31 protein-coding genes are annotated in these 22,764 nt (G+C 71.3%); 11 read left to right on the forward strand and 20 right to left on the reverse strand.

What is annotated here, in order from left to right:
- Positions 1–240 precede the first annotated feature (240 nt).
- The 15 genes from FB465_RS10230 to FB465_RS10295 all read right to left on the reverse strand — a co-directional run bounded on the left by FB465_RS10230 (position 241) and on the right by FB465_RS10295 (position 8,842).
- The gene (locus FB465_RS10230) at positions 241–1,200 is read right to left on the reverse strand and encodes a hypothetical protein (RefSeq protein WP_145789650.1); all 960 of its coding nucleotides are present in this window, start codon (positions 1,198–1,200) and stop codon (positions 241–243) included.
- Positions 1,197–1,571: a DUF7736 domain-containing protein gene (locus tag FB465_RS10235; RefSeq protein WP_145789652.1), complete on the reverse strand. Its 375-nt coding sequence runs from the start codon at positions 1,569–1,571 to the stop codon at positions 1,197–1,199. The genes FB465_RS10230 and FB465_RS10235 overlap by 4 nt, the downstream gene beginning before the upstream one ends.
- A 111-nt stretch (positions 1,572–1,682) precedes the next feature.
- Positions 1,683–2,042, reverse strand: coding sequence for a hypothetical protein (locus FB465_RS10240; protein WP_145789653.1), 360 nt, complete (start codon positions 2,040–2,042; stop codon positions 1,683–1,685).
- A 74-nt stretch (positions 2,043–2,116) separates the two neighbouring features.
- Entirely contained in the window at positions 2,117–2,416 is a 300-nt protein-coding gene (locus FB465_RS10245; RefSeq protein ID WP_145789655.1) for a DUF6248 family natural product biosynthesis protein, read from the reverse strand.
- 20 nt (positions 2,417–2,436) lie between these two features.
- A complete protein-coding gene (locus FB465_RS35715; RefSeq protein WP_170290549.1) occupies positions 2,437–2,604 on the reverse strand; it encodes a hypothetical protein in 168 nt (55 codons plus the stop codon).
- Entirely contained in the window at positions 2,601–3,413 is an 813-nt protein-coding gene (locus tag FB465_RS35720; RefSeq protein WP_170290550.1) for a hypothetical protein, read from the reverse strand. The genes FB465_RS35715 and FB465_RS35720 overlap by 4 nt, the downstream gene beginning before the upstream one ends.
- 9 nt (positions 3,414–3,422) lie before the next feature.
- A complete protein-coding gene (locus FB465_RS10255; protein ID WP_145789657.1) occupies positions 3,423–3,650 on the reverse strand; it encodes a hypothetical protein in 228 nt (75 codons plus the stop codon).
- A 3-nt stretch (positions 3,651–3,653) separates the two neighbouring features.
- Complete coding sequence (locus FB465_RS10260) at positions 3,654–4,136, reverse strand: DUF4326 domain-containing protein (RefSeq protein ID WP_145789659.1); 483 nt, start codon at positions 4,134–4,136, stop codon at positions 3,654–3,656.
- Positions 4,133–4,645: a hypothetical protein gene (locus FB465_RS10265; RefSeq protein ID WP_145789661.1), complete on the reverse strand. Its 513-nt coding sequence runs from the start codon at positions 4,643–4,645 to the stop codon at positions 4,133–4,135. Before FB465_RS10265 ends, FB465_RS10260 begins: the two co-directional genes overlap by 4 nt.
- A gap of 9 nt (positions 4,646–4,654) precedes the next feature.
- A complete protein-coding gene (locus tag FB465_RS10270) occupies positions 4,655–4,993 on the reverse strand; it encodes a hypothetical protein (RefSeq protein ID WP_145789663.1) in 339 nt (112 codons plus the stop codon).
- A gap of 71 nt (positions 4,994–5,064) precedes the next feature.
- Positions 5,065–5,382 (reverse strand): hypothetical protein, encoded by a 318-nt coding sequence (locus FB465_RS10275; protein WP_145789665.1) that lies wholly within the window; start codon positions 5,380–5,382, stop codon positions 5,065–5,067.
- Positions 5,379–5,828 carry a hypothetical protein gene (locus FB465_RS10280; protein ID WP_145789667.1) on the reverse strand — a complete coding sequence of 150 codons (450 nt, stop codon included), beginning with the start codon at positions 5,826–5,828 and terminating at the stop codon, positions 5,379–5,381. The genes FB465_RS10275 and FB465_RS10280 overlap by 4 nt, the downstream gene beginning before the upstream one ends.
- A 75-nt stretch (positions 5,829–5,903) precedes the next feature.
- A complete protein-coding gene (locus FB465_RS10285; RefSeq protein WP_145789669.1) occupies positions 5,904–6,482 on the reverse strand; it encodes a hypothetical protein in 579 nt (192 codons plus the stop codon).
- Positions 6,483–6,806: 324 nt separating this feature from the next.
- Positions 6,807–7,283 (reverse strand): hypothetical protein, encoded by a 477-nt coding sequence (locus tag FB465_RS10290; RefSeq protein WP_145789671.1) that lies wholly within the window; start codon positions 7,281–7,283, stop codon positions 6,807–6,809.
- Between the two features lie 227 nt (positions 7,284–7,510).
- On the reverse strand, positions 7,511–8,842 hold the full coding sequence (locus tag FB465_RS10295; RefSeq protein WP_281292381.1) for a helix-turn-helix domain-containing protein: 1,332 nt from the start codon (positions 8,840–8,842) through the stop codon (positions 7,511–7,513).
- 361 nt (positions 8,843–9,203) lie between these two features.
- On the opposite strand from FB465_RS10295, the gene FB465_RS10300 reads away from it, so the two are divergent.
- From FB465_RS10300 to fxlM, 4 genes are all read left to right on the forward strand, one after another.
- On the forward strand, positions 9,204–9,365 hold the full coding sequence (locus FB465_RS10300) for an FxLD family lanthipeptide (protein WP_145789675.1): 162 nt from the start codon (positions 9,204–9,206) through the stop codon (positions 9,363–9,365).
- Between the two features lie 82 nt (positions 9,366–9,447).
- Positions 9,448–12,459: a lantibiotic dehydratase gene (locus FB465_RS10305; protein WP_145789677.1), complete on the forward strand. Its 3,012-nt coding sequence runs from the start codon at positions 9,448–9,450 to the stop codon at positions 12,457–12,459.
- Positions 12,456–13,637, forward strand: coding sequence for a lanthionine synthetase C family protein (locus FB465_RS10310; protein ID WP_145789679.1), 1,182 nt, complete (start codon positions 12,456–12,458; stop codon positions 13,635–13,637). Before FB465_RS10305 ends, FB465_RS10310 begins: the two co-directional genes overlap by 4 nt.
- 37 nt (positions 13,638–13,674) lie before the next feature.
- Positions 13,675–14,880 carry a methyltransferase, FxLD system gene (gene fxlM, locus FB465_RS10315; protein ID WP_145789681.1) on the forward strand — a complete coding sequence of 402 codons (1,206 nt, stop codon included), beginning with the start codon at positions 13,675–13,677 and terminating at the stop codon, positions 14,878–14,880.
- A 377-nt stretch (positions 14,881–15,257) separates the two neighbouring features.
- Here fxlM and FB465_RS10320 read toward each other — a convergent pair whose 3' ends face one another.
- The 5 genes from FB465_RS10320 to FB465_RS10340 form a co-directional block, all read right to left on the reverse strand.
- Positions 15,258–15,635 (reverse strand): VOC family protein, encoded by a 378-nt coding sequence (locus FB465_RS10320; RefSeq protein ID WP_246192603.1) that lies wholly within the window; start codon positions 15,633–15,635, stop codon positions 15,258–15,260.
- A 558-nt stretch (positions 15,636–16,193) separates the two neighbouring features.
- The gene (locus FB465_RS10325; RefSeq protein WP_145789684.1) at positions 16,194–17,375 is read right to left on the reverse strand and encodes a hypothetical protein; all 1,182 of its coding nucleotides are present in this window, start codon (positions 17,373–17,375) and stop codon (positions 16,194–16,196) included.
- Between the two features lie 91 nt (positions 17,376–17,466).
- A complete protein-coding gene (locus tag FB465_RS10330; protein ID WP_145789686.1) occupies positions 17,467–17,658 on the reverse strand; it encodes a hypothetical protein in 192 nt (63 codons plus the stop codon).
- On the reverse strand, positions 17,655–17,882 hold the full coding sequence (locus FB465_RS10335) for a hypothetical protein (RefSeq protein WP_145789688.1): 228 nt from the start codon (positions 17,880–17,882) through the stop codon (positions 17,655–17,657). The genes FB465_RS10330 and FB465_RS10335 overlap by 4 nt, the downstream gene beginning before the upstream one ends.
- A gap of 126 nt (positions 17,883–18,008) precedes the next feature.
- Positions 18,009–18,305, reverse strand: coding sequence for a hypothetical protein (locus FB465_RS10340; RefSeq protein WP_145789689.1), 297 nt, complete (start codon positions 18,303–18,305; stop codon positions 18,009–18,011).
- A 194-nt stretch (positions 18,306–18,499) separates the two neighbouring features.
- On the opposite strand from FB465_RS10340, the gene FB465_RS10345 reads away from it, so the two are divergent.
- From FB465_RS10345 to FB465_RS36825, 7 genes are all read left to right on the forward strand, one after another.
- Positions 18,500–18,727, forward strand: coding sequence for a hypothetical protein (locus FB465_RS10345; protein ID WP_145789691.1), 228 nt, complete (start codon positions 18,500–18,502; stop codon positions 18,725–18,727).
- Positions 18,724–18,966 (forward strand): hypothetical protein, encoded by a 243-nt coding sequence (locus FB465_RS10350; RefSeq protein ID WP_145789693.1) that lies wholly within the window; start codon positions 18,724–18,726, stop codon positions 18,964–18,966. The genes FB465_RS10345 and FB465_RS10350 overlap by 4 nt, the downstream gene beginning before the upstream one ends.
- 99 nt (positions 18,967–19,065) lie before the next feature.
- Positions 19,066–20,181, forward strand: a complete 1,116-nt coding sequence (locus tag FB465_RS10355; RefSeq protein ID WP_145789695.1) for a hypothetical protein — start codon at positions 19,066–19,068, stop codon at positions 20,179–20,181.
- 137 nt (positions 20,182–20,318) lie between these two features.
- Positions 20,319–21,125, forward strand: coding sequence for a hypothetical protein (locus FB465_RS10360; RefSeq protein ID WP_145789696.1), 807 nt, complete (start codon positions 20,319–20,321; stop codon positions 21,123–21,125).
- A gap of 10 nt (positions 21,126–21,135) precedes the next feature.
- The gene (locus tag FB465_RS10365; protein WP_145789698.1) at positions 21,136–21,561 is read left to right on the forward strand and encodes a hypothetical protein; all 426 of its coding nucleotides are present in this window, start codon (positions 21,136–21,138) and stop codon (positions 21,559–21,561) included.
- Positions 21,561–22,229: a hypothetical protein gene (locus FB465_RS10370; protein WP_145789700.1), complete on the forward strand. Its 669-nt coding sequence runs from the start codon at positions 21,561–21,563 to the stop codon at positions 22,227–22,229. The genes FB465_RS10365 and FB465_RS10370 overlap by 1 nt, the downstream gene beginning before the upstream one ends.
- A gap of 128 nt (positions 22,230–22,357) precedes the next feature.
- On the forward strand, positions 22,358–22,732 hold the full coding sequence (locus FB465_RS36825; protein ID WP_246192604.1) for a hypothetical protein: 375 nt from the start codon (positions 22,358–22,360) through the stop codon (positions 22,730–22,732).
- Positions 22,733–22,764: the final 32 nt, after the last annotated feature.

Raw genomic sequence — 22,764 nt, forward strand, 5'->3', positions numbered from 1 at the left:
CGCAAGACCGTGACGACCTCAAGCGGCCATGTGGCGCCACCGTACGCGGGCTATCAGGGCCCGCCTGGACCCGGAGGGCCACCCCCGGGCTACGGGCCGCCACAGGGCGCATACCCGCCCCCGCCGCAGCACCCCGGGCAGCCACCCGCCGGCCCGACGTGGAGCGGCACCGGACAGTGGCCCCAGCAGTGACACAACAGCGCCCCGCCGTGAACAACCGCGGGGCGCAGCTGCGTTCTGTCAGCGCTTCCAGGCGTAGACCTTCTCGCCGCCGATAAGCGGAGCACCCTCGGGGCCCTTCACGTGCGGGGCGGTCCACACCGGACGGTGCACCTCGCGGGACGGGTACCACTGCTGACGCCAGTGCCCCTTCACGATCCACTGGTGACGGAACTCTCGATCGGCTGACGCTCCCGTCCCAGTCGTGCGGTGACGAAGGTCGATCACCCGAGTGGCTGTCAGGTCCTCAGCATGGCCGGCCCGGCGCAGCCGCTTCACAGTGGCCCGGTCAGGCTGAAGCTCAGACACATCAACGAGGCCCTGTTGCAAGAGGAGCCACGCGGTCTTGATGAGTGCGAGCGAGCCCACCCTGCTCGTCAGGAGCTCGTCGTCATCGGAGACGACCTCGTCGCCGTCGACAGTGTTGATGCTGACGTCACCGGCCTCGCGATGGCCATATGCCGCAAGGGACTCCCCTGCGTACATCAACGGCGCCATCGGAACCCGCATCGAGTCCAATGCGACGCCAGCAAGCTCGTACGCCGCAGCCACATCCGTGTAGGCGCTCAGCCAGAGGCCAGCACCGCCCTTCAGCGTCGCCTGAGCGGCAAGCCGCGGGCATGGGCCCCACGAGAAGGCCGTCGACGGATAGTCCGGCCTGAGTGAGGCCAGCCCCTCGAAGAGGATGAAGCCCTGCTGGGAGGGAACATCCTCCGGCGCAAGCTCCCACTCGGGCATGCTCTTTGCAGCAGCTACGCACAGCTCCGTCATCTCGGCAGACACCCAGTACAGGTCTGCCTTCGCAAGACGATCAGCGTCGGTGTTGGCGAACCAGTGCCCTGCAGTCTGAGGATCGGCAGGGAAGAAGAGCCGCTGTGCTCCGTCCTGGACGCAGGACTTGAAGTAGTCGGAGCCGTGCCTTCTGGTCCAGTCGAGCAGTGCGGCTCGGAGTTCGGGCAGGTCTTGGGGGCGGATGCTCACGGGCACTCCTGCACGGCCAGCTTCGCCAGGTGGATCCGGTCCAACAGCTCGACGGCCGGGTCCTGACTCACCCAGTTGGTCAGCGCGGCCACCTCCAGCTGCTCCCCGTGCACACGCTCGGCCTCGACCAGCCAGGCGTACAGCTCAGCCCGATCCGGAGCCTGCGGCGGCTTCAGACCGGCGAGGAACGGATGCTGCTGGACGAGCGCCGCCTCGCACTCGTCACTGGCGCGGAGCATCTGCCAGATCTCCAGGCGGTCGCCGGTCATCCAGTTCAGCAGGTCCGCGACTCCGTCCATGCGGCGCCGGGAGAGGAGCTTCTCGGTGGTGACGGACAGGATGTCGGCGAGGGGGAACACGCGGGTCGTCATGCAGTCGATCCTTCCAGGGTGGGGGTCAGTCGGGGGACGGTTTCCCAGCGCCTGTGCTCGGTCCACTTCGAAGCGCTCGCGGGCGGTCCGAACGCTCACGCGTGTCCCTGTTCAGTCGACGGGGAAGGCGAGTTGGCCGGCTGCTGCGAGCGCTGCGGCGCGGGTCCGGGCTGCCGTTTCGCGGTGGTGGTCGCGGTCGTAGTGCAGGTGGCAGCCCTGGCACATGGCGCGGAGGTTGGCGGGGTCGCAGTTCTCGGGGGTGTGGTCGAGGTGCGCGACGGTGAGCACCACCCGGGAGCCGGTGCCGTACGCGTCGCCGCCGTTGAGGTTCGGGCAGCGGCCGGTGTGCGTACCGCGTCCGCATTCTCCGAGGCACTCGCAGCGGCCCGCCGCACGTTCGAACCGGATGCGGTGGCTGATGGCCGGCCAGTCAGCCGGGTAGCGGCTACGGTTCTCGGGGCGAATCGGCATCGGGCTCTCCGGTGGACATGGTGGCGGCGAAGAGGTCAAACTGCTGGGCGCCTCCCAGCTCGACCGGGGCGATCTCACAGCCCGCCGGGGACATGGCAGCCGCACGGGCACTGCCACCGGCAGTCCCGGCCGGTCAACCACAGCGCGGGCCGGCCGGGAACGGGGGTCTCGCCGTCGGTCCGGCAGACGACAGCTGCGGGAACGGGCCGGCCGGTGGTGTGGCACCTGTTGTGTCGGCCGTGCTCGCAGTGGCCGGAGGCGCCCCACCGGCAGGCGCAGGCGGTGTAGACCTCGGGGACCTCGGCGTAGGTCTCGCGCATGCCCTGGGTCCACGAGTGCTGGCGGATCCAGGCGGCGTCAGCGGTAGTGAGCACCGGCGGGTCCCTTCCGGGTGTCAGGCAGACGGGGAAGCGGCGAGGATGGATCGGACGACCGCGCGGTAACGGCGGGCCTTGGCGACGGTCGGCTCGTCCCAGCCGTGCAGTTGGGCCGTCTCCTCCATCGCGCTGTGGGTGCAGATATCGTCGTGCTCGGTCTGCTCGCAGTCCCAGCTGCAAATCACGGCCCACAGCCAGGCGTCGGCGGAGTAGGCGGCCCAGTCCCGGGAGCTGGTGGCGAGGATGCGGCCGAAGCCTTCGAAGATCCGGCGACGGTGGCGAGTTCGGCACGGACCCGGCCCAACTCGGCGGCCAATCGATCGCGGGCCTGCTCGGCGTGGTGCTCGGGGGTGAATACCTCGGCGCCGTGCCTGGCGGCGGTCTCGCAAGGCCACTGGGTGACCCAGCCGTCGCCCCAGCAGACCGCGCACAGCCACGCGTTCGGGGTGGCGTTGCCCTCCCAGACCGGGGTGTGGAAGCGGGCGGGCAGGGCGGCCTTCTGCTCGTCGGTGAGCTCGCCCAGTTCCTCGTGGCCCGGGGCGTCCGGCGCGGGGAGCAGCGTGGCGCGCTGGACACACTCGGGGTGGCTGGCGGGCCGGCCGTTGTCGGCGTGCTGGCGACAGGTCCCGCAGGCGTTCGGCTCCAGGTGCAGCGGGGTGGTGGTCATCTCAGCCCCCAGGGGAGACGAAGCGGCGGCCTTGGCGAGGTTCTGGATGACGGCGCGGATCGTGGCCGCCGTGTGCCGATGCGGGGCCTTCGCCACGCCCTCGGCGATGTACAGCCATGCGCCGGCCCCCTGGGACTCCAGGTACTTGACCGCCGCTGGCAGGCAGGTGCTGCCTTCGTCGGCGCAGACGTGGCCGCCACGGATCCAGGGGAGCTTGACAGAGGCGCCTTCGATCGGGTCGTGGCAGATACCGCACTCGGTGTCGGTGTCCTCGGGGTGTCCGTTTCCGGACCAGTCGTATTCGGGAACGTCGAGGATGATCTTCATGGCGGCCTCTCAGACAGACGGGGAGGAGGCGGGGGTGGGCTGGCTTTCGAACTGCCGCATGACTCGGACGGAACGGCCGGCGCGGAGCCAGCAGTATGAGCAGGGTTCGGTGGCCTCGATCTGCTCATGCATGTGCATCGACTCGTTGTAGTGCAGGTTCTCGGCAACAGCGCGGACCATGTCCTGCGCGTTGGGGCCGGCGAACTCGTTGGCGATGCGCTCGTAGTCATAGGCCATGGGTCAGTCCTCCAACGCGGTCGGGGCGGGGTTCGCGAGTTCGAGCAGGACGTCCGCGTGACAGGCAGCTGTTGGCGGACACCAGCACATGAGGTCCCGCCCGGCGAGCTCGCGGGACACGTCCTCCGCGGTGAGCCACGGAAGCCCGGTCCCATGCCAGACGTGGACCTTGTCGGTCGGGGCGGTGAGTGCCTGCCGGTACATCTCGACGCACTCGGCGCGGGTCATGTGGCGGACGAAGTGATGGGTAGTGCGCCCGTCCGGGTGGCAGTAGGCGTGGTGCATCTTCGGAGCCTTGATGCGGCCCTCGTGCTCCCAGGGCGCTCCGTCAAGGGCGGGAACGCGGGCGAGCGCGCTGGGGGTGCGGTAGGCCCAGGGGTTGCCCCACTTCGTGCCACGGCCGACGTACACCACTCCTTCAGGGGCACGCCAACCCTTGACTCGGCGGCGCTGGATGCGATGGGGCTCCGGCAGGGTGATGGTCATCGGGCACTCTTCAGGGCTTCAGCCGCAGTGCAGTTCTCGGTATGGGCGGTCAGTAGGAGCCCTGGCCCGTAGGGGCGTTCCTTGCATTCCTGGCACTGCGGTGCCGGGCCGGCCGGGCCCTGGTTGCCGTGGATGTCGTGCTGCAGCTCGTGCGGGTGAGGCGGGCGCACCTCGTGCCAGCCGTCAATGGCCGGTTCGCCGGAGGGGATCCGCTCGTACCAGGAGCCGTCATTCCGCACAGCCTTGACAGCCTCGTCGGCGGAGTCGGCCTCGACCCAGATGATGCGCCGCTCGGTCACCTCGATGACGACGGGGTACTCGTCCTGCTCGTAGTAGTAGTGGTGGGGGTGGGTGCGGGCGGCGTGGTCGCGGAGGTGCTCGGCGAGCTGCTCAATGGCATTGCGGTCGAGGCGGTCACCGGGGCTGAGCTCGTGGATTTCGAAGAGCTCGTTGAGGTCCTCGGCCAGGCGCGGGTCCATGCCGGTCTCTGGCTGCGGGGTGGTGGTCATGGCGGCCTCTCAGACAGACGGGGAGGTGGCGAGGGCGGCGAGGCTGCGTACCGATCGGGCAGCCTCGCGGACCATGTCGGCGGAGCCGGGCCCGATTCCCGAGGCCCGGCCATAGTGCGCAGCAACCTGGGCCTCGGTCTCATCCGCGATGCGCTCCAGATGCACAGCGGCTTCGGTGAGGACCTGGTCGCGGCGACCGGCGAGCTGTGCGCGGAGCCGGCGGATCTCAGCGGCCAGCGCGAGCACGTCGTCCGCACTGGGGTGGGCCGGGCACGACCGGCTGCTGCGGCGCGCCAGGTAGTACTCGTGCCGGGCCTCGATCGCGTCGAGGTCGAGGGGCTGGGTCATTGGGTGCTCCTTGTAGTTGGGCTGGCTTGGCGTTGCGGCCGGTCAGGCGTTGACCAGGTCATCCAGGTCGTTCACGTCGGGCTGGTGCCGTCCGGGCCGGTCAGCGACCAGTGCGCCTTCATCCCGGCGATGTGCTGGCGGATGGCGAAGGCCTGTTCCAGCCCATTGAGCAACTCGTCGGTCTCGGTGAGGAGCTCGTCGATCTCCTGCTCGCGCTCCGGGGTGAGGTGCTGGATGTCGGGGGCCTTGCCAGAGCCGGGGCAGCTCGGCGTCCGGTACCCGACCTGGGCAGCCCCGTACCCGGTGTGGTTCCAGACGGTGCCGTTCACGCGGAGACGGAAGGGGCGCTTGCAGACGGGGCAGAAACCGGTCGGTTGGGACTGGCTCATGCGCTGGTGCTCGCCTTCTCGTAACTGCCGTGGTGGGCGCGGGTCACGTGGCCATGCAGCTCGGCTTCGGCCGACCCGTCGTCGACGTGCCAGACGGAGGTCCGCCAGCCGCACACGGGGCAGGTGCGGGAGACCTTCGCACTGGGCACATCGACGGGGCGCGAAGAACCGTGCGGGTTGAGCTCGGAGAAGTAACCGGTGCAGTCGCCGGCCTCGCACTCGTACGGGTCGGCGTCGGGCTCGTCGCAGCGGCACACCGGGCTCTGGTGGCGGGCGCTGGCTTTGGCGTGGCCCAATGCGGCAGTGAGCGCGGCGGCCTGGGTGCTGGCGTGGCCGACGGTGGGAATGCCGGGGCAGATCCGGCAGTCCCAGAACCACAGGCGGGTGGTGTCGTCCCACGCAATGCCGAGGGGTTTCGTCTGACCCTTGAGGCGGCGGTAGGTCATGGTGTGGCTCCTTCGGGTGGTGCGGCCCGGCAGTGCGGGCAGGTCACGAACAGCCGGGCCGTTCTGGGGGTGGGGTCAGCGCTCGATGTGCGACTGAAGGGCCTGGGCGATCCTCATGGCACGCGAGGCTTCGGCCACCACGTGGCGCAGGTCGGCGGCCGCCACGCTCTCGGCGTACTCGATGTCGTAGACCCCGTTGCTGGCCAGGCGGTCGATCAGGCCCTCGGCCTCACGGATGCTCATCAGGGCCTCGCCGATGGCGCCGCCGAGTTCGCCGCGCAGCACCTCGATCTGCTCGTCGTTCCGGACCACGGTCTCGGCCTCGTCGAACAGCTTGTAGGAGCGCTCCTGGTCTCCGAGCTGTGCGGCGAGGCGGTCGCTGATCTGCTGGCGCTCGTTGGCGGGGGTGGCGTTGAGCAAGGCGATCAGATCGGAGAGGTCGGTAGGGATCTGATTGGTGGCCACGGTGTCCTCCGGGGTGGTGGGGCCAGCATCGGCCTTGTCGCGGCACTCCTCGGAGCAGTACGCCACGGGGTTGCTGTCCATGTAGTCGCGGTCGATGCGCCCGTAGCTGTCCTTCGGGGCGTCCTTGCCGTACCAGTTGCAGAAGTTCGTCTCTCCGCAGGTGCCGCACTCGGCGATGTTCTGGGCCACTTCCGTCTCCGATCGGTGGTGGTGCGAAGGTTGGTGGGCTGAGGGCGGGTCAGCGGGCGTAGGCGAAGGTGAAGCCGCCGGCGGTGTCGGGCTGGCCCTCTACGAGCTCAGGCAGTCCTTGCAGGTCCGGTCGCCGTTGTGATCCGGGTCAGCTCGTCTGCCTCGTACTCCTCAAGGCAGTGCTCGCAAACGGTGCGGGCGCGCTCAACGGTCGCGGCCGGGGTTCGAGGCGAACGTTCATCGGGCCGCCGCCCGCAGGAATCGCGACGGCGAGACGAACACGCCCGCGCTGCTTGCCGCTGGGCGTTGATGGCCGGTTCTCCTTCAGTCGGCGGGGCGGATGATCTTCTGGACGGCTTCGACCTCTGCGGCGAGCGCGGCCCGGGCGTCCTGGAGCTTCTGCCGGGCGGTGTGCAGGGCGGCGCGCGAATGCACGGCGGCCTGGGCGCGGCGGTCGGCCAGTTCTGTGAGGCGGGCGACCTGGCGCTCCAGGTTCTCGACCTGTGAGGCGCGGATGACCGCCTTGGGCCTGTGCGGGGCCGACTGTCGGCCCCCGCCGCGTCGCGGCTTGTTCAGCTGCTGCTGGGCGAAGGCGAGGAACTCCTCGCGGACGACGAACTTGCTGCGCTTGCGCAGTGATCCGGTGAGCAGGACGATCCGCGGGAAGTTGGCGTGGCGTGCCGCCCAGTTGGATACCGTCGAGCGGGTTACCCCGACGAGGTCTGCGGCTGCAGCTAGTTGGATCAGTTCGGACTCGCGTCCCTTGAATTCCGGGCGCAGCCATGTTGTGGCGGTGTCCATCGAGCTCCCATGTTAATTGCTGCGCTCTGACAGCAATTAACGTAGCTACATCGACTTGCAGCGTCAAGGCGCGCACGTCCCGCGATCCGCTCGCCGATTGAAAACAGAGAGCCCAAGGACCCTCCAGCGCCGGGCCCGGAAACTGCTGAGGCGCCCCACCGCGATGCAGTGGGGCGCCTGCTGACCTGCTCGTCGGCGGCGCGTCGCGGGCGCAGTGTCTAGCCTGCCTACGCGACACCGGTGCGCTGTGCGAACTCCTTCAACCCGGGCAACGCCACCGGTCCGTACAGCAGGCCAGCCGTCATCGCCCGGAGCGCCGGCCTGCGCACCTCCTCCGGTGCCGCGTGCTCCACCAGCCTCAAGGCGGCGAACGTCCTGCGGTGATCCCCCAGCTGGTGCCACATCCTTGCCGCGTCCGTACCCAGCCGGGCCCGGCGTTCAGCGGTCGGCAGCAGCGCCGGGTCAATTCGGGCGGCGTAGCGCACGGCCTCGTCCGGCGTGCCGAGTGCGTTGTGCACGCCGATCCAGTACAGGTCGGCTTGCGCCGCCGTTGCGTCCACCGTGAACAGGACACTTCCCGGGCCGTCGGCCGGCACCTGCTCCACGGCGTCCTGCGCCCCGCGCATCAGGTCCAGCGCGTCACCGCGGCGGCCGTTGCACGCCGCGGTGTACGCGGCCGTCATCAGCAACGTGGCCTCCACTGCGCGAGGCGCCCTGCCGCGTTGCTCCCCGAGTGCCGATGCGGTGTCGCGCAGCAGGTCGACCGCCGCACCGGCGCGGCCTGCACGGCGCATCGTGATCGCCAGCACGCGGGCTGCCTCCCCGATCACCACCGGGTCACCGGACGCCCGCGCCGCGGTCAACGCCCGGTCAGCGGTAGCCCACGCCACATCGGAGTGCTGCTTCACCGCGAGCTCCGTAGCCAGCACGTAGCCGCGTGCAACCGCCATCTGAGCCTGTTCCCGGGCCAGCCCCGATGCGGCGTCACGCGACGCCTCAGCGGCGGCCAAGAGCCCCGGCAGCGCCTCACCCAGCGCTCTGTAACGCGCGGCGGAGAAGTCTGCGCGGGCGGCAGCGAGCGTCCCCGACAGCTGGCCCGGCGGAACAGGCTCCGCGCTCAGCGGCTGGAACAGCGCCCGCTCCAGCGGCGCAACTGGATCAGCCGGGACCGCGGCCTGCACAGGCACAGCAGAGGCCGGAGAGGCGACCAACGCCGCGCCGACACCCACCACGCCGGCGAGTAGTTCCCTGCGTCGCACCGCATCCTCCTGACCGACCATCACCGTGCCCGCCACCCTAGCCGCCGGCCCTTGCGCCCCGGCAGCCCCGCGCAGTACAGGTCGCCCCACCGGGTGAGACGCCACACCCAACTCCTCCGGTGCGATGCGCAGCACCTCAGCGACACGTAACAGCGTCTCCGGCGCCAGCCGCAACCGGCCCCCCTCGACGCGGCTGATCGCCGACGAGGAGTACCCGCACAGCTCGCCCAGCTGCGCCTGCGTCATCCGGGCCGCAGCCCGGGCCCCACGGATCACAGAGCCCACCTCACGCGCGTGCACGGTCGGCGCAGCCAAAGGACACCCCTCAACTCGACGGACCGGTCACGCTACTGCTGGACGTGACTGGCCGACAGAGCGCGCACAGCGCATGCCAGGAGCGCACGTCCTGTGCGAGCTCACGCCGACTCCCTACCGGCTGCCGCCCGCCGGCGGTTCCCTGAAGACGCACCGACAGTCCGTCGGCGAAAGCTCGGCGTCATGTGTCCTGTCAGGTTGTCTCGGGGCTTTGCGTCTCAGCAGACACCGGCCAGTCGCAGGACCCCGTGTGTCGTGCTGGCCAGGCCAGAGGCCGGCCCCCCGACTCCTCCCCGACAGCGGGGAGGTGGCACCGAACCCGTACCGACCCAGAAGGAGTACCGACATGGCGAACACCGTGCTCACGCAGGACGCGCTGGAGGCCGACCCGTTCGACCTCGACGTGACGGTCACCACCGAGTTCGGCGGCGACCGCATGCCGAAGGCGTGCGGCACCTCGGACGGATGCGCCCCGACCTGCGCGTCTTCCTGCGCCAGTGCCGTCTGATCCACAGCACCGCGCCGGGGCCGGGGACGCGAAGTCCCCGGCCCCAGCACCCACCTTCCGGTCCCCGACAGCGGAGGAATGGATGAACGCCCGCTCGCTCTACCAGCACTCCGGGACGGCCCTCCTGCGGGCTGCCGCCGCCCCGCTGACCAGCCTTCCCGACTGGTGGCCGGACCCGGCCGATCCGGCCTCCTGCCGTACCTGGATGGAGGAGGTCTGGTCCGACGCCGGCTTCGCCGCCGCGATCCGCGAGGCCAGCACCAGCCTGGCCGAGCGCATTGATGGCATAGTGGCCGGCCAGCCGGTGAAGCCCAAGCAGGTCCGCCGGGCGGCCGTCGCCGCCGCCCGCTACCTCCTGCGAGCCACCGGACGCCCCACCCCGTTCGGCCTGTTCGCCGGAGTCGCCCACGCCACCACCGGGCCCACCCCGGACGTGCGCTGGGGCACCGGGCACCGGCCCGTCGCCCGCGCCGACACCGAGTGGCTGTCCGCCGTCATCGACAAGTTGGAGGCTGACCCCGCGCTGCTGGACCGCCTCGACGTGGTGTTCAACAACCTCGCCACCCAGCGCGGCGGTCGCCTCCAAATCACCCAGGGCGGCCCGAACCGGGTGAGCATCCGCCGCACCAGCGTGATCCGCTTCGTGCAGGACGCCGCAGCCACCCCCGCGCGCTTCGCCGCCCTGGCCGACAAGCTCGCCCAGACCGCCAGCGTGGAGCAGAGCAAGGCCGCCGGGCTGCTGACCGAGCTCGTCCGGCAGGGCTTCCTGATCACCAGTCTCCGCGCTCCGCTGACCGTCACCGATCCGCTCGCGTACGCCGTCGACCGGCTCCACCAGGCCGGCGCGGCAATGCTCCCTGCCACCGCGCCGGTCCTGGTCGACCTGGCCGCGATCCAAGAAGACCTGCACCGACACAACCACGCGGACCCCGGCAGCGATCTGGCCGGTGAGCGCGAGGCGATCCGGCAGCGGATGCGCCGCCTGGCGACGGACGGGCGGACGCCGCTGGCCCTGGACCTGGTCCTCGACTGCGACGCCCGGCTGCCCACCGCCCTGGTCAGGGAGCTGGAGCGGGCCGCCAGTGCCCTGCTGCGGCTGACCCGCCAGCCGACCGGCGACGCGGTCTGGCGGAACTACCACTCCGCGTTCTGGGAGCGCTACAGCACCGGCAGCCTGGTCCCGCTAACCGAACTCCTCGACCCCGCCACCGGACTCGGCTACCCAGCCGAGTACCCCGGCAGCACGATGACCCCTCCCACCCGGGGCCCGAACGAGCGCGACGAGCGGCTGCTCGCACTGGCCTGGCGGGCGCTCGCCGACGGCAGCCGGGAGATCATCCTCACCGACGAGACGATTGACACCCTGGCCGGTGACCTGCGCTTCGACGCCCGGCTCATCGCACCGCACGTCGAGATCTCCGCCCGCGTCCACGCCGCTGACCTCGACGCGCTCCGCTCCGGCGACTACCGGCTCACGGTCGCCCCGGCCCGCGCGGCAGGGACGCTCACCTCGCGGTTCTCCGTCACCGCCACCGGGGCCGGCCTCGCCGAGGTCTACCGGGGCATGCCGACCCTGGTGGAGGGGGCCCTGCCCGCGCAGTTGTCCTTCCCAGCGCTGTTCCCGCACTCGGAGAACGTCACCCGCGTCCCCGCCTACCTGCCGCACGTCATGGCGCTCGGCGAGCACCGCCCCGTGGACGACGGGGCGGAGGTCATCGCGGTGGACGACCTCGCGGTCACCGCGACCCGCGACCGCCTGTACCTGGTCAGCATCTCCCGGCGCCGCATCGTCGAGCCGCAGGTGTTCCACGCGCTGGCGCTGGACAAGCAGACACCGCCGATCGCCCGGTTCCTCGCCCACCTCACCCGCGCGTTCTCCCCATCCTGGACCGGCTTCGACTGGGGCCCGCACACCCGCACCCTGCCGTACCTGCCCCGGGTCCGGTACGGCCGGACCGTCCTGGCCCCGGCCCGCTGGCTCCTCACCCCGGCCGATCTGACCGACCTGACCGGGTGGCGGAGCCGCTGGCAGTGCCCCGACGTGGTGGAACTGCGCGACGACGACCGCACCCTGCGGCTGGCCCTGGACGAGCCGCTGCACGTCGCCATCCTCACCGCCCACCTGGAACAGGCCGGGCAGGCGTTCCTCACCGAGACCGCCACCGCCGAGGACTCCGGCTGGCTCGGCGGGCACGCGCACGAGATCGCCGTCCCCCTCGCGCGCTCGGGGCCCGGGGCCCCGTCGCCGCTGGCCGGGTCGCTGCCGAGGATCGACACCCGCACCCACGGCACCCTGCCCGGCATCCCGGCCGGCCGCTGGGTGAACGCGAAGATCCCCTCCCACCCGGAGTACTTCACCGAGATCATCACCGCCCACCTGCCCCAGCTCCTCGCCTCCCTCGACCAGCCGCCCTGCTGGTTCGTCCGCTACCGCAGCCCGAACGAGAGCGACCACCTCCGCCTGCGACTGCGCGTCCCGGACGGCGGGCAGGGCGAGGTCGCGGAAGCGGTCGGCCGGTGGGGTCAGCGGCTGCGAGACGGTGGTCTGGCCGGTGGCCTGTCCCTCGACACGTACACCCCGGAGATCGGCCGCTACGGCAACGGCCCGGCGCTGGAGGCCGCCGAGCGGGTGTTCACCGCGGACTCCCGCCTGGTGATCGCCCAGCTTCGGCACCTGCCGCCGGCCACCGTCCACCCGAGCGCGCTGGTCGCGCTGAACATGGTGCACATCGCCGAAGGCTTCCTCGGACCTGGCATCGCCACGGGCTGGCTGGCCGCCCGGCCCGTCGCACCGGCGGTAGCGGACCGGGCCGTCACCGATCAGGTCGTCCCGCTGGTCCGGTTCGGCTCGCACACGGACTCGCCGGGCTGGACGGCTGAGATCGCCGCCGCCTTTGAGGAACGCGCGAAGGCCCTGGCCGCCTACCGGCAGAGCCTGCCCGACGACGCTGACGCGGACGCCGTCCTGGAGTCCCTGCTGCACATGCACCACAACCGGGCCGTCGGCCTCGACCCGGGCGGTGAGAAGGTCTGCCGCCACCTGGCCCGGCAGGCCGCCCGCGCCCGCCAGGCCGCGATCGGAGGCGAGCGGTGAAGGCGGCACAGCAGCCGCCTGCAGTCGACCCGGAGCCGGGCTGGAGCCAGGCCCTGGCCGACGGCGCCCCCGGGACCGCGCTGGAGCACATCGAGTACGCCCGCTCCGGCACCATCCCCTGGGCGGACGCTCACCGGTGGGCGGCGGCGATGACCCGCCGGCCGGTCACCGCGCTGCCCGACGACGGCCTGTTCCGCGGTGCCCCGGCGGTCGCGTTCGTCCTCAACACGGCCCAGAACCCCTCCTACGCGCGGGCGCTGGCGGCCCTGGACCCGCACGTCGACCAGGTCACCCGCACCCGCCTGGAAGGCGCCCACGCCCGCATCGACGCCGGGCTGTTGCCCGAGCTGCGGGAGTGGGATCTGGTCAGCGGACTGACCGGCCTCGGCGCCTACCAGCTGGCCCGTCACGGCGACACCGACCTGCTGCGGGATGTCCTGGCCTACCTGGTTCGCCTCACCGACCCGGTCACCGTCGACGGCGAGGTGCTGCCCGGCTGGTGGTGCGCGAACGGCCCGGTCGACCTGCCGTCCCGGCACTGGCCCGGCGGGCACGCCAACCTCGGTCTGGCCCACGGCATTTCCGGTCCCTTGGCGCTACTGTCGACCGTGATGAGACACGGCATCAGAATGCCCGGCCAGGCCGACACGATCGCTTGGATCTGCACCTGGCTGGACCGGCACCGGCAGGGCGCCGGGGCACGGGCCTGGTGGCCGGGCATGCTCTCCCGGGCCGAGTGGCAGGCCGGGGCGGTCAGCCAGCGCGGCCCGCAGCGGCCGTCCTGGTGCTACGGCACCCCCGGCCAGGCCCGAGCCCAGCAACTCGCCGGCCTCGCCCTCGACGACACCGACCGGCAGCAGCTCGCGGAAGATGCCCTCGCCGGGTGCGTCAGCGACCCGGCCCAGCTGTTCGACCTCACCGACGCCACCCTCTGCCACGGCTGGGCCGGGCTCCTGCTGACCACCTGGCGGGCTGCCGCGGATGCCCGCGATGACCGGCTCGCCCGCCAGCTGCCGAGGCTGCGGGCCCTGATGGACCGTTACCTGCACGGCGGCGGCCAGCCGGAGGCCGCCGGACTGCTCGAAGGCACAGCCGGGCTCCGGCTCGCCCAGCACACCACCACAGTGACCACCCCGCCCGCCTCTCGTTGGGACGCCTGCCTGCTTCTGGCCGGCTGACCGCGGCCCGCCCTGCTACGGAAGGACACCCACCCTGATGAGCACCGCCACCCCCGCCTCGCCGAACACGCTGCGGGACCAGATGGTCGACAGCATCGCGGCCACCCACCCGCTCACCGCAGAGGTCGAGGACGCCCTGCGGGCGGTTCCCCGGCACGAGTTCGTGCCCGATGCCACCGCCGAGCAGGCGTACGCCGACCAGAGCGTGACTATCAAGCCCAATCCGGCCGGCGGCCTGCCGCTCAGCTGTGCCTCGGTGCCGTCGCTGGTCGCCGACATGCTGGTGTGGCTGCGGCCCGAGAAGGGCGACACCGTCGTGGAGATCGGCGCCGGCACCGGCTACAACGCCGCCCTGCTGGCCCATCTGGTCGGCCCCACCGGCAGGGTCGTCACCCTCGACATCGACGAGGACGTGACCGCGCACGCCCGCAAGGCGCTGGAGGCCACCGGCAACACCGCCATCACCGTGCTCACCCGCGACGGCGCCCTCGGCGCCCCCGAGCACGGACACCCCGCCCGGATGATCGTCACCGTCGGCGCCTGGGACGTCCCCGCCGCCTGGTGGGACCAGCTGGAACCCGGCGCCCGCCTCGTCGTCCCGCTCAGCTGGCGCGGCCAGGCCCGCTGCCTCGGCCTCGACCGCCAGGGCGACCGGATGGTGTCCGACGTGGTCGAGCTGTGCGGCTTCGTCCCCATGCTCGGCCAGGACGGCGAACGCACCGCCACCATCGACACCGACGGCCTGGTCGCGCTGCACTTCGACGCCGACCAGCCGATCGACCCCGCCGTCCTGCGAGGCGTCCTCGACCAGCCGAAGACCGCCGTCGCCTCCGGGGTCACGGTCCCAGGCGACGAGTCCTTCGACGGGGTCTGGCTGCGGCTGAGCGCCACCGACCCGGCCACCTGCCGCATCGCCGCCGACCGGGCCGCCGCCGACAGCGGCATGTGCAAGCCCGCCATCCCCGGCCGCAGCCCCGCCCTGGCCGAGGGTGACTCCCTCGCCTACCTCACCCTGACCCGCCGTGAGATCGAAGGCTCCGTCCGCTTCGAGCTCGGCGCGACCGGCCACGGCCCGGCCGGCCAGCACCTCGCCTTCCGCCTGTGCGAGCAGATCCGCCACTGGGACCGGGCGCGGGATGTCCGGCCCACCATCACGCTCCACCCGGCCGGGACGCCGGACGACAAGATCGGCGGCGGGTACGTCATCGACAAGCCCGGGGCCCGAATGATCATCACCTACTGACGGGCGCTATCCCTCGGTGATCACTCCGCCGGCGCGCCGATCGCCGAGACCCCCATCGCCGATTCACCCTTTCGGGTGAATCGGCGATGGGGGTCTCCAGTCGCATCTGGTCCGCTGGCCGTGACGGGCCCCAGCTTGGCAGTCAGGGCTGTGCCGGAAGGGCTACGACGCCGCCTCCGGCCTCATGGGGTCAGCCCTCCACAGTCGTCGCGGGCAGGCTGTCTTGGGCAGGTGAATCGGGAGCCACTCCGCTCAGCGCACTACCGGATGTGGCCGTGCGCTGAGCAGGGTGGCGTGATCGAAGACCGACTACTCCAGTCGGCCGAGCGTCAGGTGCCGGAACCGGTACGAGGACATCCTCAACCTGCAGGGGCGGCTCATTCGCGTTCGGTGTGCAGCTCCAGGTAGTGAGGGTTGTGCATGACGCCGAGGATGTTGCCGAACGGGTCGAGCGCGGCTCCGGCCCGGAAGTCGCCGTAGTTCCGCAGCGGCTCGTGCTCCTTCGCGCCGAGTTCCAGCAGCCGCGCCATCACCGCGTCGACGTCGTCAACGTGCCAGTACGCGACCACGCCGGCCGGGGCGGAGGGAGTGCGCGAGATGCCGAACTCCTGCAGGTAGTCACCGAGCCGGAACTCGATGTACTCGGGCCGTTCGAAGTACGGCTCCACGCCCAGGACTTCGGTGTACCAGTCACGCGCGGCGGCCAGGTCGTCGGCGTGGTAACGGATGGTTGCGAGGCCGCGGAATGTCGTCATGTGGGCCAGTCTGCACCGCATATAGGTCAGTTTCTGTCCTCATGTGCAGACTGCCCGCCCGTGTCCCCGCTCCGGTGAACCTGCCTGGCGCTGCGTCGCTCGAACGAGGTACGAGCGGCAGGGGCGGCCGATCCCGTGCATCGCCAACTCAGGAGCAATTCACGAGTTCGCAAATGGCTCTCGATCTCGTTGCCCAAGTGGCTCTCGCTCTACCTGTCGAAAACACCTCTGCCTTGGCGGGATTGTCGATCTCGCGGCGGACGTCGGAGCGGGAGGTCTTCAGCTCGCAGACGTCGATGTCGCCGCGCCGCGGGAGTTCCAGAGTCCGATGTGGACGAGGTCGGCGCGGCGGTTGCTGTTCGGGGCTGTGACCTCGGTGAGGCAGACCGCTCCGGCCCAGGTGTCGTCGGGCCTGATGAAGTGCCGGTGGAGGAGACCCAGCAGCTCGGGGTCGTCCGGGAGGGTTCGCCAGCAGTCACAAGTTATCCATTTTTGACGTTATGACAGTAATTGTCCCAGGCAAGGGCGCCACCAGGTAGAGGTTTCACGGCACTTCCCTCACGCCGCCCGGACCGCGTGCGGGTGACAACGCGGACAACGCCCCACCCTCCCGTCAGCCCGCGTCGTCCAGCGGCGCGCTGGCTCCGGCCCGTCGCACTCGCCGCACCACTCCGGCAGGACCACCACTGGCCGCGCGGGCACGGGCGGTTGCCGGTGATCGGCATGCCGTCCAAGGTCCCGCCAGGCGGGCTGCGTCCGGGCCATGTCTTCGGCCAGCGCGATGACGTCCGCGAGATCCCAGTCCGCAGCGAGGAGTTCGCCGGCCGAGGCCGCGACCGTGCGGTGCGCCGCAGGGTTCTTGCGACCGCCCCGCGCGGCCTGCCAGGCATCGGCCGCCTGCTGCGCCTGGCCGCTGCTGTTGTCGTTGCCCGGTGCCGTGTTCTCTCTCTCGTCCGGGTCCACAGCGGCGGGTTTCCGAGCCGCCCGGGACGGACGGGGAGAGAGAGGAGTTTCGTCTTGTTGAACTACGTCTTGTTCCACCCCGGTGGGGCGGGGTACCGGCCCCCGCCGGGGCGGGGTACGTACCCCGCTGGAACGGGGTACCGGAAACAAGCCTCCGTCCGGCGTTTGCCCAGGTCGCGCCGTACCCCGCTGCAGCGGGGTACGTACCCCGCTAGCCGGGGGTGCCGCCTGGCCGTTCTTCCTCGGCGGGCGCCGCTTGGCTGCCTCCTTCCGCAACCGGGCCATCTCCTTCGCCTGCTCGGCAATCCAGGCCCGCCGCTGCCCCTGCCACGCGGCAAGGTCGTCCGGCCGGGCGCGACGCAGCGCGTAGTACTCCGAAGCGGCCAGCGGCCCGACATATGACGGTTCGGGGGTCTGATGGATGACGTAACGGTTGCGGGCGCGCAGGCCGTTGGAGTAACGCGACTGCTCAACGGTGACGGCCCCAATGACGACCAGCTCGTCGAGGTACGGGGTAATCGACTCCGACTTGGAGAACCCAGCCCACTCAGCCAGCACATCAAGTGCCGGCCAGACCTCGGTGTCGCCCCGCTGGACGTTGATGTGCATCGCCAGGCGGCAGTACAGGGCCACGGCCCGGTCAGAGACACAGGAGATGAGCACCCAGTCACCGATCTGGGAGTACGGGGCACGTCGGCCGATTTGCACTTCGATCTGTTCATCCAGCTCGGCCGGATCTGGCATGGCGGATCCGGCTGCGGACGTATTCACGGTCACGTGCGGTGGTCCCCAGCGTTCGTCGCTGCGCGAGCAGCGGAGACGGGAGTGGCAGACGCCGCCCGGGTACGGGCCCGGGCGGCCGGGGGGCTCAGCGGCCGAGGAGCTCGTCGAGCGTGCGACGCGCGGTGACTGCGGGCATGGTGCCGGTCACGCTGTACTGCTTCGAATCGGGGTGATAGTGCGTCTCAACGTGCTCGAAGCCCGCGGCCTCGGCCTTCTCGGCGCAGCGGATGACACGGTCGGACGCGCCGGGGCCGTCGAAGTGTGCGATTCGGCTCACGCCGCCACCATCCAGGCCGGGGTGATGTCACGGAGCGCAGTGCCGGCGAGCTCGGTCAGCAGTCCCCATGCGGCGGGCCGGTCGAGCTGGGCCGGCGAGTAGGCGGCGACGATACCGTCGACGGTTCGGACAGCCTTGAGCGGCAGGTCGGCATCGTCGGGGAGGGCAGGCGTGAGCGCGGCCGGCTCCGGGGCGCTCTTGGGCATGGCGAAGTTAGGTGCCATGATGGCGGTGCTCCAGTTCTGCGCCCTGGTTGTCGAGACCGGGTTGGGCGCGGTTGGTGTTCGAGGGCTCGGTGTTAGCGCACCGGGCCCTTCTTGATGCCCGCCTGGATGCGGGCGCGTGCGGCACTATTCGTCGGCTGGCTTGTCCTTGGCCTTGCCCCGGGTACCGGCCTCAATCTGCTGAACTCGGGCAACGGAGATTCCGAGGGTCTTCGCGATAGTCCGATAGCTGACCTGCTGATTGCGCAGATCAACGACTGCCGCCTGCCTGATTTCCCGCAGGCGCGAGTGCTGCAGGGGCCACTGGGCGAGGAGTGCTCCCGCCCGGCGCGCTCGCTCGGTCGGGTCCTCCACGGCTTCGAGGGAGTCGACCGTCTCAACCACGCGCTTCACCTCCTCTTCCTCGTGTGCTTCTTCGGTCACGGCTGCTCCCTTCGTTCAGGGGAGCGCGTTCCGATAGACACCGTACAGCGATCGCTGTACGGTGTCTATCGTCCGCTGTACGGCGGACGCGAACGGACCCCCGTGCGCTCAACAACAGAACGGCCCCGGTCGGGCTCTGACACACCGACCGGGGCCAGCCCACCCTCCAGCCAGCAAGCAAGAGAGGGCAGACCATGCCCGATCGTATCCAGCAGGACCCTGACCGGGGCAGCATCCCGGCCGGACCCAGCCCCCTCCCGGCGCGCGCCCCCGGCGCGCTCTACCCGGGCAACTCCACGTGCCGCCGCCCGGCTGCGACCACCCGCCGCCCCCAGCTCTCCCGGCCGACGCGGCCGTTCGGAGCGCCGGACCTCGGCATCGACATCATCGCGTCCAACCCCACGGACGGAGATGACCAGTGAGCGACTGGGACAACGAGCGGTGGCTGCCGAAGCTCCCAGGCCAGCGCAAGGGCCCGCCGCCCCCACCGCCCGCGCCCGAGCCCACAGAGGACCGGGCCTGGTGCCGCGGCTGCCACTTCGACTTCCCGTTCAGCGAGCTGCGCGAATGCGCCGAGCGCCTGCTGTGCGGCGACTGCGCCGAAGCGGACGACCAGAAGGCCGACCATCGGCTCACCCAGCAGCTGGCGTACGCCGCCTGACGCTCCCCCTCAGACCGGCCGGGGCGGCCATCCCCTCACCGCCCCGGCCTCCACCGGTGTGCCCGCACGCCCCCACCACGCCCTCGGAAGGCTCATCTCGTGAAGCGCATCGTCTGGTGGCTGGCCATGGCCATCATCGCGCCCGCCGCCGCAGGCATCACCGCCTGGTCCCTGTACTACGTCGCCATGTTCTTCGGCGTGCCCCAGTGGCTGGCCGTGACCACCGCCCTGGTCTACGACGGCGTCGCCCTGGGCTGCCTCTACCTTGCGAGCGAGGCGGTCAGGGCCGCGCTGTCCGCGGCCGGCCCGCTGGCCGCGACTTTCGTCATGGCCGGGATCTCCGTCTACCTCAACGTGTTCCACGCCCAGCTGATCCACGGCGGCACGCCCGCCGCGCTTTTCTTCGCGACCCCGACGTTCGGCCTCCTGGTCCTGTCGCACCTCGCCTGGTCCGGCACCCGCAACCGGGCGAGGGCCGCCCGCGGCGACACCCCGCTTCGGTTGCCGGCCTACGGCGTGCTGACCTGGCTCCTCGCTCACGAGCACGCCGGGAAGGCGCTGAAGAAGAGCGCCGAGGAGCGTGTCACCGGCGCGTCATCCATGGCTCCCGCCGTTGCACCGCGCCGCACCGCCCGCGAGGTACTGGTCGAGAAGTTCGCCTCCCTTGACCCAGTCGACGCCGTCCAGCTGCTGGCTGGCGCGAACCCGCACCTGGATCCCGCAGAGCTGGCCGAGCTCGCGCAGCAGTATGGCAAGCAGATGACCGCAACGGATGTGGCGCTCATCCTCGGCGGGGAGCGCATCACCGTGCAGCGCGTCGCCGTGCCTGCCCCGCGGCCGGCACCGGCCGCAGCGGTACAGCCCTCCGTTGTGCCGCCCGCGCCGCAGCTCCCGCCTCCGCCTGCGGCGACACCGCCCATGCCTCTCGCGCCACCCGCCCCGGTACCCGCCGCACCCGCGCCGCAGGGCGCAGCGGCAGGCCAGGGCCTCGCCAAGGCCGAGCTGGTGCGCCAGACCGCCGCGCTGCTCGGCCACGGGGCGACGGCGCGCATCATCGCTGAGGCCGTCATGGCACAGCACGGCATCGCCGCCGACGCCTCGTACGTCCGCACGGTGCAGGCCCGTGACCGCAAGGCCGCGGCGAAGCAGGCCACGAAGGAGCCCCTGCCGGTGCAGGACCCGCTGATCGGCAAGGGCCGGAACGGCTACCTGTGATGCGGATCGTCGAGGTGCTCTGCCAGCTGCTCTACCCGGTCTCCGCCGCCGGTGCGGCGTATGCGCTGCGCCACGTGCCACGCGCCCGCCGCCCGTACTCGCCCTGATCCGACCCTCCTCCCCGAAGGCGCACCGCCGTGACCGACCTGCTGCCCGCTGTCCCTGACGCCCAACCGATCGAGCCGTCAGCCGTCATCCCCGGACCACCCGCCGTCCCGCACAAGTCCATCGCCGAGCCGGTCCTGCTGGTCTCGGCTCGGACCGTCGACGACCTGACCCAGGTCCCCGATCTGACCGTCGCCCCAGAACCGGAGTGGGAGCAGCGCGACAGGAACCGGCGCGTTCGCGAGCGCAGCTGGCCGCGGTGGGCGCTGACTGATGACGAGCCTCCGCCCGAGCCCCGGCCGCAGGGGCCGAAGCCCGAGCCCGCAGCGCACGACAAGACCCGGCGCGCCCGTCGGCAGCGCCGCATCCGAGTCGCACGCGTCGCTGAGAGCACGCCCGAGGCGCCCGCCTGCCCCGAGGAAATCGCAGAGCCGCCAGTGGAGGAGCCTTCCGAGCCCCAAGGTCGAGAGCGCCGGTTCAGCCTGTACCCCCGGCGCCGCCGGCTCAGCGCACCCGACCACCGGACCAGGCGGCAACGACGGAGCGACCGCCTCAAGAACCTGGCCACCCTGAGCCTCGGGGCCGGCATCGGCTGGCAGTGCTACCTCGGGCCGGCCTACACGGGGATCATCCACACCATCGGGCAGGCCAGTCCCAAGTGGGCTGTCGGTTTCGGCCTGGTGATGGTTTTCGGGGGCCTGGTCATCGACGACAACCTCCGCCAGGGCGTGAGCGTCGGAGACGCCACCGTCCTCGGCCTCGCCTACATCACCGTGGCCCGGGTCCCTCTGGGCACTGCCCTCCTCGCCCTGGCTCTCTATGCCCCCGGCACCCTCTGAGGACCTCAGCATGCAGACCGGACAGATCTTCGGAGTCATCGGCTCCGGGCTCGCCGCCCTGATCGCCACCACGGTGCTGATCCTCGGGTGCCGAGGCAAGGGCAACATCAGGTTCCATCAGGAAGGAGCCGCGATCACCGGCTACGTCGCCGGGTACTTCTACTCCATCGCGGCGACGTTCTGGAGCGGCGCTGCCGCCATCACCGGCGGCGTCACGGCTGCTCTCACCGGCCCGGGCGGCGCGTTCGGCAACGGCGGCATGGGCGGCGTCGCCCTGCTCCTCGCCGTCATCGCGTACGGCGCCAAGCTCAAGCCCGGTCTGGCCGCAGTCCTCGGCGTCGCAGCGTTCACCGTCTTCCAGCAGGCCGGCGGGATCTGGGCGACACCGGCGGTCATCGTGGCCAGCATCTCCGGGAACCTGATGGGGGTGCACTGATGGCCTTCCTCGACAAGGTTGAGGGCCTCATCGACAAGGCCGAGCAGCAGCAGGGCAGCAGCGGGCGTGCCTTCGACCGGCCCGACCTCAAGCCGTATGTGCACCCGCGCGGCCTGCTCAGTGCGGTCGCGTCCGGCTCCGCCGCCCTCGCACGCCGCCTCTCCCGCAAGGAGGTCATCGCCAAGGCCGTCCGCCTCGCGCGGTCCGCGGGGATCGCCACCGTGCCCGGGGTGTGCTGCGCTCTGGCGCTGGGTGCCGGCGGCTGGCTGGTGCTGCACCGGTACATGTGGGCCATCGGGGGCGCTCTGGCGGCCGGGTGGGTGGTGCTCGCGCTGATGCACAGCCGACCGACGCCGGCCCGCGCCGAGGCGGAGCCGGCCACGGAGGAAGCCCCCGCCGAGGCTGTCCCGTCGGACCCCCACGCAGCGTTCCTCCAGCACCTCCGCCAGGCCATCGGGGACCGCCCCGGAATCCACCTCCGCGAGCTCGTCACCCGGCCCCCGCTGGAGCGCTGCACGATCGCCGACATCCGGGCCCTCTGCGAGTCCCACAGGATCCCCATCCGGGCCTCCCAGAAGGTGGGCGGAGATGTGTCAGTCGGCATCCGCCTGACTGACCTGCAGGCGCTCTCCCCCGAGGAGCCCCAGGAGACCCGTCGCGCCGGGTAGTTCTGATTCTGACCTGCGAAAACCACCTCCCGACTACCTTCCAACTACCTCACTGAGCTACCCGCCCGGCAACGCCCGTCGCCCCGACTTCCCGGCGCGGGGCGCATCACCACGAGAGGATGATCCGCATGACCAGGCTCACCGTTCCCACCACGACCGTCCAGCCGATGCGGCTGTCGCAGCTGCGGTCCGCACCGGCGCCGGCTGTCCAGGAGCCGGCCGCCACCCGGGCGCTGCTCGCCCATGTCCGCACCACCCTGATGCCCGCCCCGCGAGGAGGAGGTTCGGCGATGGCCGAAGAGATCGTGCGTGTCCGTGTCCTGCTGGTGGTCGGTGACCAGGCGGAGATCGTTGCCGACGTGGAGGACCCGGCCGCGCCCGAGCGGTATCCGGCGGCGGTGATCGCCGAGGCGGTCGGCGTCTCAGTGGCCGATCTGCCGGGTCGGCGGCTGCTGGCCGAGGTCGGCCGGGACGACCGGCTCTCCGGGTGGCGGCTGGCGTGACGTCAGGAGCCCGGACCCGTAGGTGGGTTCGG

This window comes from Kitasatospora atroaurantiaca (genome assembly GCF_007828955.1).
In the GTDB taxonomy this organism is placed as follows: Bacteria; Actinomycetota; Actinomycetes; order Streptomycetales; family Streptomycetaceae; genus Kitasatospora; species Kitasatospora atroaurantiaca.

Coding starts and splice junctions, on each gene's coding strand:
- FB465_RS10235 (WP_145789652.1), bottom strand. CDS start 1,571: ATGACGACCCGCGTGTTCCCCCTCGCCGACATCCTGTCCGTCACCACC.
- FB465_RS10240 (WP_145789653.1), bottom strand. CDS start 2,042: ATGCCGATTCGCCCCGAGAACCGTAGCCGCTACCCGGCTGACTGGCCG.
- FB465_RS35720 (WP_170290550.1), bottom strand. CDS start 3,413: ATGAAGATCATCCTCGACGTTCCCGAATACGACTGGTCCGGAAACGGA.
- FB465_RS10255 (WP_145789657.1), bottom strand. CDS start 3,650: ATGGCCTATGACTACGAGCGCATCGCCAACGAGTTCGCCGGCCCCAAC.
- FB465_RS10260 (WP_145789659.1), bottom strand. CDS start 4,136: ATGACCATCACCCTGCCGGAGCCCCATCGCATCCAGCGCCGCCGAGTC.
- FB465_RS10265 (WP_145789661.1), bottom strand. CDS start 4,645: ATGACCACCACCCCGCAGCCAGAGACCGGCATGGACCCGCGCCTGGCC.
- FB465_RS10270 (WP_145789663.1), bottom strand. CDS start 4,993: ATGACCCAGCCCCTCGACCTCGACGCGATCGAGGCCCGGCACGAGTAC.
- FB465_RS10275 (WP_145789665.1), bottom strand. CDS start 5,382: ATGAGCCAGTCCCAACCGACCGGTTTCTGCCCCGTCTGCAAGCGCCCC.
- FB465_RS10280 (WP_145789667.1), bottom strand. CDS start 5,828: ATGACCTACCGCCGCCTCAAGGGTCAGACGAAACCCCTCGGCATTGCG.
- FB465_RS10290 (WP_145789671.1), bottom strand. CDS start 7,283: ATGGACACCGCCACAACATGGCTGCGCCCGGAATTCAAGGGACGCGAG.
- FB465_RS10300 (WP_145789675.1), top strand. CDS start 9,204: ATGGCGAACACCGTGCTCACGCAGGACGCGCTGGAGGCCGACCCGTTC.
- FB465_RS10305 (WP_145789677.1), top strand. CDS start 9,448: ATGAACGCCCGCTCGCTCTACCAGCACTCCGGGACGGCCCTCCTGCGG.
- fxlM (WP_145789681.1), top strand. CDS start 13,675: ATGAGCACCGCCACCCCCGCCTCGCCGAACACGCTGCGGGACCAGATG.
- FB465_RS10320 (WP_246192603.1), bottom strand. CDS start 15,635: ATGACGACATTCCGCGGCCTCGCAACCATCCGTTACCACGCCGACGAC.
- FB465_RS10335 (WP_145789688.1), bottom strand. CDS start 17,882: ATGGCACCTAACTTCGCCATGCCCAAGAGCGCCCCGGAGCCGGCCGCG.
- FB465_RS10345 (WP_145789691.1), top strand. CDS start 18,500: ATGCCCGATCGTATCCAGCAGGACCCTGACCGGGGCAGCATCCCGGCC.
- FB465_RS10365 (WP_145789698.1), top strand. CDS start 21,136: ATGCAGACCGGACAGATCTTCGGAGTCATCGGCTCCGGGCTCGCCGCC.
- FB465_RS10370 (WP_145789700.1), top strand. CDS start 21,561: ATGGCCTTCCTCGACAAGGTTGAGGGCCTCATCGACAAGGCCGAGCAG.
- FB465_RS36825 (WP_246192604.1), top strand. CDS start 22,358: ATGACCAGGCTCACCGTTCCCACCACGACCGTCCAGCCGATGCGGCTG.